This window comes from Companilactobacillus jidongensis (assembly GCF_003946575.1).
GTDB lineage: Bacteria > Bacillota > Bacilli > Lactobacillales > Lactobacillaceae > Companilactobacillus > Companilactobacillus jidongensis.
Genome location: NZ_RHOP01000028.1, coordinates 17,805 through 30,347, shown reverse-complemented (window position 1 = coordinate 30,347; position 12,543 = coordinate 17,805). Strand labels below are relative to the sequence as shown.

Here is a 12,543-nt window from a genome sequence, read left to right as displayed (position 1 = left end):
CGACCATTAAAAATACATCATCAACAGACTGCCATTGAAAGATTCCGGGCTTGTTCGGATTAAACTTGTAATTTGCCAATTTATAATCTGCAAAACACAGTTGCTTTTCTTCGTATTTAGGATTAGTATTTTGCATGCTATATTTCAATAATTAGCGTTGGGGGCAAGCAAATATGAATAAGCAACTAGAACGTGTTTCTTTTGCGGGGGCACTTGTTACTTTAGGAATTGTGTACGGTGATATTGGCACTTCACCATTGTATGTTATGAATGCATTGATTGGTGACGCCGGTAAAATGGGAAATATTTCTCCCGATTACGTGATTGGATCGATCTCGTTGATTTTTTGGACATTAATGATTATTACAACGTTGAAGTATGTTGTCATTGCAATGCAAGCCGACAACAAGCATGAAGGCGGTATTTTTGCTTTATATGCCTTAGTTCGAAAAAATGCAAAATGGTTAATTTGGCCAGCTTTGATTGGTGGGGCGGCTATTTTGGCCGATGGAACATTAACTCCTGCAGTAACTGTGACTTCAGCCATTGAGGGATTAAAAAAACAACACCTTGGCCCTGTGGTGTTTAGTAATTCTCAACATAACGTCTTGATTATCACAACAGTTGTTTTACTCGTATTATTTATGATTCAACGTTTTGGAACAGGTGTGATTGGGAAATCCTTTGGACCAGTGATGATTTTATGGTTTGGCTTTTTGGCTGTCTTTGGAATCGTTAATCTAATCAATTATCCAATGATATTGAAGGCTATTTCTCCCTATTATGCAATTAAGGTACTCTTCAGTCCAGTTAACAAAGTGGGAATCTTTATACTTGGAAGTATCTTTTTGGCAACCACAGGAGCAGAGGCTTTATATTCCGATATGGGTCACGTTGGCAAGAAGAATATTTATGTAACCTGGCCACTAGTATATAGCACCCTATTTTTAAATTACTTAGGTCAGGGTGCTTGGATAATTAGACATGCAGGTGATACTGCTTACAGGAACTTATCGAACTTAAATCCCTTTTATGAAATGCTCCCAGGGCCTTGGCGCCTAGTTGGCATTTTGCTAGCCACACTCGCTGCAATCATTGCCTCTCAGGCGTTGATTACGGGTTCTTACACTTTAGTCGATGAAGCAATTGGCTTAAAATTTTTACCTAGAATGGTTATTAGACATCCAAGTAATATAAAAAATCAAATTTATATTGCAACTGTTAATTGGATACTATGTATAATAACAATCAGTGTAGTCTGGTTCTTTGGTAGTTCACAAAAAATGGAGGCCGCGTATGGTTTAGCAATCACTATTACCATGCTTATGACTACTGTGCTTTTGCATGAATTCTTAAAGAAACACCTGGCTAAGGGAGCAGCACTTATAATTGCCTTGTTTTTTGGTTTTATTGAGTTAATCTTTCTAATTTCAAGTTTGGTTAAGTTTATTCATGGCGGTTATGTTACGTTAACAATCATGTTGGGCATTCTTTATATTATGTGGCTTTGGTACTTTGGAAATAAACGAAGAGACCATTATGAGAAAGAAAGCGAGTATGTTTCACTTCTTGACTATCGTGATCAACTCTCTAAATTAAGCGAAGACAATACAGTACCTTTGTTCACGACTAACTTAGTGTATATGACTAAAATTAAGGGTGATTACCAAATTAAGCGTAGTACCATGTATTCTATTCTCGACAGACAACCTAAAAGAGCTAAAGTTTATTGGTTTGTTACAGTCAATGAAACCAATGCACCTTATGAAAGTAATTATACAGTTGATTTACTTGAGACGCATAATGTTGTTAACGTTCAATTTTACTTAGGGTTTAGGAAATCTCAATCCGTTAGTGTCTATTTACATCAAGTTGTAAATGATCTAGTGGAAAAAGGTATTTTAGAACCACAAATACCCACGTATTCAACAGAGCGACAACGGAAAGTCGGCGACTTTAAGTTTGTTATTATAAAGGAACAACCAGCAGATTTAATTGTCAATGATAAGTTAAGCTCGTTAGATAGAAGATTGATTGGCGGGCGCATCTATTTGCAGAAAATTACGGCCTCACCTATTTCATGGTATGGTTTGGAGTTTAGCAATGTAATAGAAGAAAGTTCTCCGTTATTTATTAATCAAGATCAGGATCAATACTTAATCCAAAAGAAAATTTATCATCGAGGCAGATTAAGTAAGACTGAAAAATGAGTATGCAGTAGTTTAAGTGCAACAACTAAGTTAGAAAAATTATATTTAGTTTTAATTAATGGTCTGATCTCAGTACTTTACTGAGATCAGACCATTTTATGGAAGTTTGTCAAATGGTGTTGAAGGATAGTTTCTATCCTTTGGAGATCTCCTCGTGTGGGAGATCTTTTTTGTTGTTTTATTAGTTGCGGCGTTTAATCTGGTGTGTTGTCTGAATATCGTACTTGAAGGCATAACAAATAAGCCTACCATCGTGACGTTATTGTAGTAGATAATCTAGGCAATCAGCTGGTAGACGCGTGTGAACATATTGGCCTGATTGGAGAAGCCATAACAAGCACGTTTGAGCTCCTTGATCTTACGGTTGATGCCCTCTATCGGTCCGTTAGAGTAGGACGATTTGGCGGCGTTAATTACTCCATTAAGATTCTTTCGTAGGGTATGCATGGCCGTATCTAGGGGCGTGCCGTTAGGCTGATAGTTAGTGATGATATTCTTGAGTTCATCAGCGTGACGCCCCATCAAAGCATCGTGGAGATCGATGTAGGTTTCATAAGCTGTTTTGAAGGCCGGAAACGTATTGGTTCCAATATCAATAGCGTTCTGTTCGGTCGAGTACTCATTCAGGCCGAAGAGGTAGCGGCTCTTTTGTGCGTCAGGGTTGGCCTTGTGGAATAGGCGCCATAGTGATTTCAGTACTTTATATTCCCGCAAATGCTTGTCGAGTTGCTTTAAACATTGAGTGCGAATGGTATCCATCGTCCGGCCCATTAATTGAATAATATGGAACCGATCAATAATGAGTTCGGCGTTAGGGAATAGTTCGTGCACGAATGCCTGATAGGAGGCGTTCATGTCCATGATGACGCGTTGAATCGCGGCCCGTTCTGCGGTGCTGTACTGACTAAGAAAGAACTGTTTGATGGTTCTATTAAGGCGGTCGCTAAGTACTTTAACTGATTTGTGAGTGTCGGCGTCAATGCAAATAAACGACATGGAGCCGTGCGTGGAACGGAATTCATCAAAGCATAGATTAATCGGTAACCGGCGGCTCGCGTGTGGATGAATATTAGCCGTCAAAATACGCTGAACTGAGTTTGTCGAAATACCGGTGAGACTGGCGATAGTCTTAGCCGGGAGTGATTTACTGGCTAGCTTCAGCACATGAGTCGCTAGTCCGTTACCGATGGCGTGGTTGGTTGATGCCACTGGAGTGGTGGCCGTACAAGTGCTATGGCAGTTACTACAACGCCAGCGTTGCTTGTTTAGCTCTAGAATTACGGGCCGGTCCATGGGTCCTGCAATGTGGACATGAGTGAGCTTGTGTCCGTTAGGGTGCGACGTATTGTATCCACAGCTGGGACAGCGCCTGAGTGTGTAGGTAAGCTCTGCCTGGATGACCAAACACTTTTTGCGACCCGAGCCCCGACCATGAAATTCATCACGAGTACCGAACACCTGAATGTTTGTGTCTGTAATTCCCAGTAATTTAAGTGTATTATCTAGTTGAGACATCTATTCCTACCCCGCTTATCTTGAGTTTCGTCGCTTAAAGCATAGCACTAGGGAGGCTTAGATGCCTTTTTTTGTTATCAAAAAGGGCCTAGTACTTTTGGAATGGAAATACTTTCCAACACCAAAAATTCTAGACCCAATGGTTCCACCACTAATCGTCAAGGTATCGTTCGCAATTTGCCAAGTGACACCTCCGTCAAGGGTGCCGCTGTTATTGTCCTCTGCTTGGTCTTGAGTGGCAATAGTTGTGATCGGTGATGTTTGGGTCGTGGAAGTGGGGCTGGTGGTAGCAAAAGCTGGCTGCATTGGCGGTGAAGGCTGGTGCGATACTGCCAAATCCTAATAGGGTTGAAGCAGAGATCATGAGTAGCTTTGATGTTAATTTCATTGATTAATCCATCCTTTTTCTATTGGTTTTTATCCGGTAAAATATTGTATTTGGTGACTAAGCGGTGAAACAGCTTCTCCCATGGTTTGTAAAATAGCGCGATGAGAAAGGCATTGGATGCTGCGTGGAACGTGTCAAATGGAAAGAAACTGGCCGCAAAAGCCAAGATAAAACTCTTGATGGTCAGCGGTGATACGTAGGCCAGGGCGTACCAGAGGTCCATGATCCAGCCAAACAAATAGCCCCAGACGCAGGCAAACACGATCATAAAAATCAGACTATGGGACAATCGGGCCTTCATGAAGAGGCCAGCGGTTAACCCCATTAAGCCCCAGGCGACCATCTGCCAAGGCGTCCATGGTCCTTGACCCATAAACATGTTGGAAACCAGTGCCGTGGTAGATCCTGTGATAAAGCCCAGTTCCGGGCCGAGACTGACACCGCTTAGAATTACGACGAAGCTGGCTCCCTGCACACCAGGAATGGCGCCCAGTGGGACCCGGGTGGCAACCGCCAACGCAATCAAAACGGCGACAAACATCAACGTTTGGGTGCTGATTGGATCGTGTTCGAAGCGCCAGTACGCGGGTAAAAGGCTACAGATTAGGCACATAAAGCTAAATAATAGGTAGTGCTTTCCCTTCAATAAGACAATGAATAGAAGAAAAATAAACATTAACAGTAACGCAATTAATAACCGATACCGGTTGAGTAACGAAGATTGTTTCAAGTAACACTCACCCCCTTTCTGGATGGTTCGCCAGCTTCAGATCGACTGGCAGTAGGGCGTCCTTAACCTGATCACGGGCAATCCGGTTAATTGGCGTGGTGAAGAAAAAGTTATCGGCAAAAAATGATTGCGTGGCAAGCAGCGTGTTGAGATAGCCATCAAACATAAACGTGCATTTGTCGGCAAATTTAGCACAGAATTCCATGTCGTGGCTGGCAATCACAATGGTCATACCGGCTTGTTGGTACTGTTTCAGCAGGTTGCCCACCTGAATTTTGGTGTAGGGATCCAGTCCCTTGGTTGGCTCGTCCAGAACCAACAGATCAGGGGTCGCCATCAGTGCGATTGCTAATCCAACCAGCTGTTGTTGGCCGCCACTAATGTCAAATGGATTTTGTTTCTCAATACGGTTCAAATGAAATTGATTAATCATATGGTCAACTTGGGCCTTAGCGTCTGGCAACCGTAATTCAGCCGCCTGAACTTCCAGCTCCTCACGAACGGTATCGGCTGTAAATTGGAGACGGGGAGTTTGCGACAGAAATGCCAGTTTGGCCATTCGCTGGTTAATGGCCATTTTCCAAACTAACTGGTGGACGAAACGAATTTTGCCGTGCTGCGGCGTCATTAGTCCACAAATCAGCGTTAACAGGGTTGATTTGCCGGAGCCGTTTTTGCCGATAATTGCCAACCACGTACCGGGATTAATCGCCAGGTTCAGGTGATGGAGGACGTTATGTTGGCCGTCGAAGCTAAAGGAAATGTTATTGACGGTTAGAATTGGTTTTTCGGCTGGGGGTAATTGCGCAACCTTGCCGCCGGTCGTCCCTGATTGAAATTGAAGATGGTGAGTCCGAATCGCCGACTGGGCATCGGCTACTGAAATCGGCAATTGGGAGGTTCGAATCTGTTGATCTAAGAAGAGCTTGGGAATTGACGGTACGAAATAGGTCAAGTGGGCATCAGTGGCCATTTTTGCCAAGCCGCTGTGGGGATCACCGTCAAAGGTCAGGTGGTGATCCTGCAGGAGAATCATCCGGTTGGCCATGGCTGCTACCGTGCTCAGCCGGTGTTCAGTCAACATAATTGTAATCCCTAATTCTTGATTAATCCGCCCTAAAACGGTGAGAAAATGCTGAGCGGTCAGCGGATCCAACTGGGACGTGGGTTCGTCCAGTAAAATTAATTTTGGGCGCAAGATGAGAACCGAAGCCAGGTTTACCAACTGAAGCTGGCCGCCGGATAATTGATGTATTTGGCGATCGAGGTTTTGATCCAAACCTAAGAAATTTGCCAGTTCGGTAATCCGGCGTTCGATTTCATTGCTGGGACAGCCAATATTTTCTAATGGGAAGGCCAGTTCTTCGATCACCGTTGCCATCACCGGCTGGGTTTGTGGATCTTGGGCCACATAGCCGACGGTTTGGGCACTCACCAACTTCGGCATGTCAGCAACCGGTGTTTCGGCAATTTGAACGTCACCAGTTCGGGCTCCTTTGGGCATGAGCTCCTTTTTCAAATGGTTAAGCAGGGTCGTCTTGCCACTGCCGGTATTACCGGCAATCACAATAAAATCGCCGGGGTCAATGGTGAAGTTGACGTCGTCCAGAACGGGGGTTGATTGATCGGGATAGGTGAACGTGAGATGGGTCACGGTAGCTAATTTTTGCATGAACGATAGACCCCCTCTGAGATTAATGGTAGTAAGAATAGGAGTGCCGTGACGACGATGGGCCAAGTATCGCCCGGCGTAAAAATGGTGGTGAAATTGGTGACTGAACGACTGGTGCCCATTGAAAGAATCCGGACGCCGATAGTTGCAACTAGCATGACGGTGGCAATCGTGATGAACAGCAGGTCACTAAACTGCCAGTGATACGAGCGGTAGTGGGTCCGCTTGGCGGCGCCAAATCCGCGGGCGTCCATTAAATTGGCGGTTTCCATCGCAGAAGACAGGGCGTCCTGCAGAAGAATTTCGAAGATGTGGAGCGTCTTTTGGGTGCGGGTCTTCAATGATCCATTAACCACGTCGACGTTGCGGGTTTTTTGCAGGCGCAAAATCCGTTTGAGCCTATCGGTGAAGCTGGTGACCAGCGTAAACGAAATGGTGACCAGTACTGCCAGCCGGGGCGCAATCGGCGAGAACACGTAGATCAGCTTGCTGGGGGTCAGAACCGCGTTTAGGACTGAAAAAACAAACAGCATTGCGATCAGGACAATTGCCATCGCAATGCCGTACAGAAATGCCGGATACGAAAATTTGAACGTCAGAATGCCCCATTTGAAATGCCAAAGAATCGGCGGAAACTTTTGATTGAGGAGCGTATTGAAAAATAGAATCATTAATAGAAATGAAACGGCGTATTTCAGTTGGCGCGCCGTCTTTCGGCCACCAAGGTAGTAGGTGGCTGTGATCGTGAGCGCGATGAACTCAGCCACCGCGACCGCCACGTGATTAAACAGCAGGAGGCAGACGATCAGCTCAGTAAAGTACAGTGTGAGCGCTACTGGATGAAGCTGCGAAAAAAACGTCATCTTTATTGGTGTGTGTGTCATGGAAAATCCCGACTTTCTAAGGTTTAGTAAGCCCTTCCAACAGTATATCATCGTTGCCAAGGGTGGTAAACGGCATATCTTGTGTGGTGGCTAGTATTATTTTGAGGCGTTTTTGAATGGTGAAATTTGCGAACTGATTCATCACCTTTTGGATATTATGTACAGCCTTTTTACACCATTTTTACACTAAATTTACCGTGACCTGCTAAGCTGTCATTTATACGGGTTCATCCGAACAAGCGAGGTGGTTAACACGTAAATAACTTTCTGAAAATCATTGAAAGCAAAAGCTGCAACATCCTTCAAGCAACATCTCGAGGCGGAAAAAGTCATCCGTGTCGGGGCTTTGCTTTGGTAAATTTTATAAGAATATTACTATCTCCCTGGTCGACAGTAGCGCTCTACTACTTAGTAGAGAGAAGCTTGATAAGCTACTAATAATTCCTGGTAATTCAGTTGGTTTTTGTGGATATTTGCCTGGAGAAGCGGCAGCTTATCATCAGCTTTGAATTGGTTGAAACGTCGATAGGTCGGGCTTTCTAGCCGTGGCGTTTTGGAATGAAGATAAATATTTGCCAGTTGGGTCATTAGAATCAAAATAAATTGTTGTTGAAGCTTTATTATCTTAACTAAATACGCTAATAATTGTGTAAGAACTTGTCTAGATCCCTTTCTGGTTCAGTTTTTGTGTTTGTGTGGTGCTTACACTATGCTGGAACTTTAGGGGGAAGGATATTTTGAAATAAAGCTAAATATCCCCACCCATCTCTGATACAATTGAAAAGGAACTAAGATTGATTATTATGAGGAGGATTTTGCAATTATGACACAATCAGATCGACTGAAGCTCCTCACCCTAGCCGCCATGCTCTTGGCGCTCTGCGTGATTGGCGCAAACGTCAAAATCATGGGCTCAGTGGCCTTTGATTCAGCCCCGGCATTCTTAGGAGCAGTGTTGCTAGGCCCGTGGTTTGGCGCAACGTTGGGATTATTCGGGCACCTGGTGTCCGCCGCGTTGGCGGGGTTTCCTCTGACGTTGCCGATTCATTTAATTATTGGCGTTGCCATGGGGATTTGCATGCTGATATTTGGTCTGGTTCGTAAATGGTTGGGCAAGGATACGCTGAAGGGCGTGCTGACTTCTGACGTGCTGGGCTACGCGATCAATGTGCCAATCGAGTTGGTGCTTCTTTATCCGCTTATGAAGCAGGCGGTTTGGGCGTTCTTTGTTCCACTGACCATCGCAACGATTCTAAACTTAATTGTTTGTGAAGTGATTTATGCGGCACTGCCCCATCGAGTGAAGGATGCGCCGTTTCTGACGCCGCAGAAATAGGGGGAGCCGATTAAATGAACCAAATGAACCCACGATTTCGTGATTTATCGGTGGTGCCAACGAGTCCCACAACAGCGCTGGTGATTGCCTGTGACAGCAGTGCGGGGATTGGTGAGAAGCCCTTGGACGCCGTTCAAATTGATTCGGCAATTACCGCGGCGTATTCACTGCGGGTACCGCTATTGGAGCTGCTGTGCTTTGGGGCCCGGCCAATTGCCGTCGTTGACACGGTTGGCAACGAAATGGTCCCAACTGGCCGTCGGGTGATTCAGGGACTTAAGCGTGAATTAACCAAGGCTGGATTTTACGATATTCCATTGAATGGTAGTACCGAAGATAATATGCCGACCCGGACAACGGCGATTGGGGTGACCGTGATTGGCCAAATTAATCGGAAAGATATTCCCACGACATCGATCGATGACTCTCTGATCGTTTATCAGCTTGGAACACCCTACGTTGGGGAGGCGGTCAAAGCCCATTTGGCAACGATTTTTTCTTACGATCAGGTTCGAACCATTCGCGCCACCCCAGCAGTGGTGGATATGCTGCCGGTGGGCTCAAAGGGAATTGCCAACGAACTGGCCCAGATGGCCGCCACCCATACCGCAAAAATTTCCGCCGTGGTTGACCTGGCGGATGCTGAATTTACACAATCTGCCGGACCGGCGACCGTGTTACTAGTTGCCGTGGTGGCCGATAAACGTCAATTATTTGAAAGGCAATTTCCCGAGCTGACCGAAATTGCTCAGCTTCACCAAAACTCAGATTAAGGACGGCATTGATTCTATGTTTGGTTCATTGATATTGTTAACCCAATTTTTCACCAGGATTCCCATTCCGTATGAAATACCGGATGCAGCGGCAAAGTTCAAGAAGAGCATCCGCTATTTTACCCTGTTTGGATTTTTGATTGGCTGCCTCGAGGCCCTCTTTTTCTGGCTGATGACCTTGGTATTTCCCAGCTGGTTTGCTTGGATCTTATTCTGGGTGGCCGATGGGGTTCTAACCGGCGGCTTTCACTTGGATTCCTTGGCCGACACTGCCGACGGTCTTTATTCATCGCGGACGGTGGACCGGATCAAAGAAATTATGAAGGACAGCCGGATTGGCACCATGGGAAGTCTGGCCCTGATCTATTTCTATGCAATTGTCATGGGTGCCGGGGTTGTCTGCAGTCAGTATTTGGCGGCCTGGCAATTCGTTTCATTGGTGGCCTGTACGACCATGGTGGCCAAGACCGGCATGGCGCTGTTATTTTACAAAATGGTTTATGCTGGCAAAACGAAGGGGCTTGGTAATCTCTGGACTGGTGTTGCCACCTGGCAAATCATGATCGCTCAGCTTTTTTCGATTTTGGTACTTGGTGGTCTGTTAGGGACTTTCGGCCTCTGCGGTTATCTCGCAGTGGTCCTGGGAGCTCTTTGGTACCGGCACTACATCACGCATAAACTGGGCGGTTTTACCGGTGACACAATTGGTGCGTATGGTGAGCTGGCTCAAGTCGCGTTTTTATTGGTAGTAACAGCGTTAGTGAGGGCTTTTGGATGAAATTATTAATGACTCGCCACGGTGAGACGCAATATAACAAAGAAAAGAAATATTATGGACGTACGGATATTGAATTGGATGGCTTGGGACTCAGGCAGGCGAGAGAGCTTGCCGATAAGCTGAAGGCCACAACGATCGATTACGCAATCCGCAGTGATTTAAAACGGACTCAGCAAACCATGGACGCAATCATGCAATATCATCCGCAAACCAAACAGATTATCGAAAAGGACATTGACGAAATGCCTTTTGGAATCTGGGAAGGTTTGAACGCTGACCAGGTAGAAGCTCGGGATCCAACAACCTGGGCGGCTTGGCTGCAGGCGCCGTTTGATGTCACCCCCGCTGGCGCCGAACCATACCGAGTATTTGAAAAACGGGTGACGACCGCCCTCGACCATTATCGGGAAACGCTGCCGTCAAACAGTACATTGTTAGTGGTTGCGCATCAGGGGGTGTTGCGAACGCTGTACCGTTATTGGACCGGCGGCGACTTTTGGTCGGTGGATTTTAAAGCGGGCTGTTATTCGGTTTTTGAGACGGGAGACGGTGGTGTGTCGTTGGTGAGTCTTAATGACTAGCAAAGCCTGAAAATGCCAGGTTAGTTGATTAATTTTAAAATGATAACCAAAAAGCAGATTTCAGTGAGTAACCAGGAATGGCATGAAAAGTTGAAATCTGCTTTTGAGTATAATTAATCATTTGCGGCCATTACATAACTAAATCTAATCCCAGGATCACAATAAGGCCAACGAATGAAGTTGGATTGAAGTCAATATTTGAGACAGGTTTTAAGAGACATTCAGAACCGCGTTTACCTTTTCGGTAGATTGTAAAATTAATCCGAACGCTGTTCGGACAAAAAAGATCAGCTTCCTTTAAAATGGTGTTTACCACAAACCCATCTTTTAGGAGCTGATCTTTTGTCTAGTATAACCTATTCCGAACGAATTAAAATCGAAACCTTTTGTGAACTAGGGCTGTCCAATATCCAAATGGGCGTTCGGCTGAACCGATCACCGTCAACAATTTCTTATGAATTATCTCGATGTCAACCTTATCAGGCTGAATTAGCACAAACAGATGCCGAATACAAGCGATCACGATGTGGTCGGAAAACTAAACTGAGCGATGAGTTAAAGCAAAAAATTCTCAACCATTTACGTCTAAGCTGGTCACCAGGAATGATTGCTCACGAATTTAAACTAGCTACTAAATCTATTTATAATTGGCTAAATCAGGGGAGAATTGATTTCTCCTTGAATGATCTACCTGAACATGGCGTACGCCAACGGCGTAACGTTGACCAACGATCCAAATATAATCAATCTTTGGGGCGATCGATTGAACAGCGTCCCATGATGATTAATCAACGTAATCGCATCGGCGATTTTGAACTAGATACAGTCGTTGGTCCTCGTGGGCATAGTAAGGCAGTTTTATTAACTTTAATCGATCGCAAATCACGGTTCCTTTGGGCATACCGGTTAAAAGATCGGACGACAGCGACTTTTAATGAAGCCCTAACTAAGTTCCTAACAACTTTTAATGGACCGGTGCACAGTTTTACTGTGGACCGTGGTACTGAGTTTAGTGGGCTAGTATCACTTGAATCACAATATGGTATTAAGACCTATTACTGTCATGCTTATACGCCAGCTGAACGTGGTAGTAATGAACGCTTTAATCGGAATTTACGTTATTTTTATCCTAAGGGGACTCGTTTTGAGCACATTAGTGCTCAAGATTTAACGACGACGTTACTCCAAATTAACCAGAGACCGCTTAAAATACTTGACTGGAAAACACCGTATCAGGTTATGCTGACCAATTTGTCCAAAAATTCGGATTAAATTTGCAATCTACCGAAACATATGATATTTTTGAAGAAATTGTGGTTGTTGATAGAAACCATAAAATATTAAAAGTAATCAATTTGTACATCAAGAATAAAGAAAATGGGAACGAAACACTCAAATCATCAGAAATAATAGAACAATAGCATATAAAATCATCCGCACTATCAAGTGCAATACTAATTACCATTGCCGATCAATTCGCTAAATGCTATGATAATTACATTCCTTTCCGGGAATACATCCATAAGAAATACCATCCAAGAAGATACCCTCATAATACCTTCTTAGATGGCTTTTTTGTATACCAATTTCTAGTTAACATAATGTACATAAAGCGAAGTTAGGCCTCTAACTACTGGTACATCAGCATTTCATTTTTGAAAGTTTGTGAAGAATAA

General features: G+C 44.5%; 10 protein-coding genes. 6 read left to right on the top strand and 4 right to left on the bottom strand.

What is annotated here, in order from left to right; all coding sequences use genetic code 11:
* The first annotated feature begins 173 nt into the window (after positions 1–173).
* On the top strand, positions 174–2,210 hold the full coding sequence (locus tag EKM68_RS12970) for a KUP/HAK/KT family potassium transporter (protein WP_125591221.1): 2,037 nt from the start codon (positions 174–176) through the stop codon (positions 2,208–2,210).
* Between the two features lie 276 nt (positions 2,211–2,486).
* On the opposite strand, the gene EKM68_RS12965 is transcribed toward EKM68_RS12970, so the two are convergent.
* The 4 genes from EKM68_RS12965 to EKM68_RS12945 all read right to left on the bottom strand — a co-directional run bounded on the left by EKM68_RS12965 (position 2,487) and on the right by EKM68_RS12945 (position 7,399).
* Positions 2,487–3,725: an ISL3 family transposase gene (locus EKM68_RS12965; protein ID WP_125591220.1), complete on the bottom strand. Its 1,239-nt coding sequence runs from the start codon at positions 3,723–3,725 to the stop codon at positions 2,487–2,489.
* 407 nt (positions 3,726–4,132) lie between these two features.
* Complete coding sequence (locus EKM68_RS12955) at positions 4,133–4,843, bottom strand: ECF transporter S component (protein WP_003636323.1); 711 nt, start codon at positions 4,841–4,843, stop codon at positions 4,133–4,135.
* A 7-nt stretch (positions 4,844–4,850) separates the two neighbouring features.
* Positions 4,851–6,515, bottom strand: a complete 1,665-nt coding sequence (locus EKM68_RS12950; RefSeq protein ID WP_125591219.1) for an ABC transporter ATP-binding protein — start codon at positions 6,513–6,515, stop codon at positions 4,851–4,853.
* Positions 6,503–7,399, bottom strand: coding sequence for an energy-coupling factor transporter transmembrane component T (locus tag EKM68_RS12945; RefSeq protein WP_125591218.1), 897 nt, complete (start codon positions 7,397–7,399; stop codon positions 6,503–6,505). The genes EKM68_RS12950 and EKM68_RS12945 overlap by 13 nt, the downstream gene beginning before the upstream one ends.
* A gap of 823 nt (positions 7,400–8,222) precedes the next feature.
* Between EKM68_RS12945 and EKM68_RS12935 the strand changes: the two genes are divergently transcribed.
* From EKM68_RS12935 to EKM68_RS12910, 5 genes are all read left to right on the top strand, one after another.
* The gene (locus tag EKM68_RS12935; protein ID WP_125591217.1) at positions 8,223–8,735 is read left to right on the top strand and encodes an ECF transporter S component; all 513 of its coding nucleotides are present in this window, start codon (positions 8,223–8,225) and stop codon (positions 8,733–8,735) included.
* Positions 8,736–8,749: 14 nt separating this feature from the next.
* Positions 8,750–9,508: a hypothetical protein gene (locus tag EKM68_RS12930; RefSeq protein WP_080952785.1), complete on the top strand. Its 759-nt coding sequence runs from the start codon at positions 8,750–8,752 to the stop codon at positions 9,506–9,508.
* Positions 9,509–9,524: 16 nt separating this feature from the next.
* On the top strand, positions 9,525–10,286 hold the full coding sequence (locus EKM68_RS12925) for an adenosylcobinamide-GDP ribazoletransferase (RefSeq protein WP_125591216.1): 762 nt from the start codon (positions 9,525–9,527) through the stop codon (positions 10,284–10,286).
* Complete coding sequence (locus EKM68_RS12920; RefSeq protein ID WP_071665518.1) at positions 10,283–10,867, top strand: histidine phosphatase family protein; 585 nt, start codon at positions 10,283–10,285, stop codon at positions 10,865–10,867. Before EKM68_RS12925 ends, EKM68_RS12920 begins: the two co-directional genes overlap by 4 nt.
* A 342-nt stretch (positions 10,868–11,209) precedes the next feature.
* Positions 11,210–12,139 carry an IS30-like element ISLpl1 family transposase gene (locus EKM68_RS12910; protein WP_125591214.1) on the top strand — a complete coding sequence of 310 codons (930 nt, stop codon included), beginning with the start codon at positions 11,210–11,212 and terminating at the stop codon, positions 12,137–12,139.
* Positions 12,140–12,543 lie beyond the last annotated feature (404 nt).

Excerpts from the sequence above, each read along its gene's own strand:
- EKM68_RS12945 (WP_125591218.1), bottom strand. The coding sequence starts at position 7,399 with ATGACACACACACCAATAAAGATGACGTTTTTTTCGCAGCTTCATCCA.
- EKM68_RS12965 (WP_125591220.1), bottom strand. The coding sequence starts at position 3,725 with ATGTCTCAACTAGATAATACACTTAAATTACTGGGAATTACAGACACA.
- EKM68_RS12950 (WP_125591219.1), bottom strand. The coding sequence starts at position 6,515 with ATGCAAAAATTAGCTACCGTGACCCATCTCACGTTCACCTATCCCGAT.
- EKM68_RS12930 (WP_080952785.1), top strand. The coding sequence starts at position 8,750 with ATGAACCAAATGAACCCACGATTTCGTGATTTATCGGTGGTGCCAACG.
- EKM68_RS12935 (WP_125591217.1), top strand. The coding sequence starts at position 8,223 with ATGACACAATCAGATCGACTGAAGCTCCTCACCCTAGCCGCCATGCTC.
- EKM68_RS12925 (WP_125591216.1), top strand. The coding sequence starts at position 9,525 with ATGTTTGGTTCATTGATATTGTTAACCCAATTTTTCACCAGGATTCCC.
- EKM68_RS12920 (WP_071665518.1), top strand. The coding sequence starts at position 10,283 with ATGAAATTATTAATGACTCGCCACGGTGAGACGCAATATAACAAAGAA.
- EKM68_RS12970 (WP_125591221.1), top strand. The coding sequence starts at position 174 with ATGAATAAGCAACTAGAACGTGTTTCTTTTGCGGGGGCACTTGTTACT.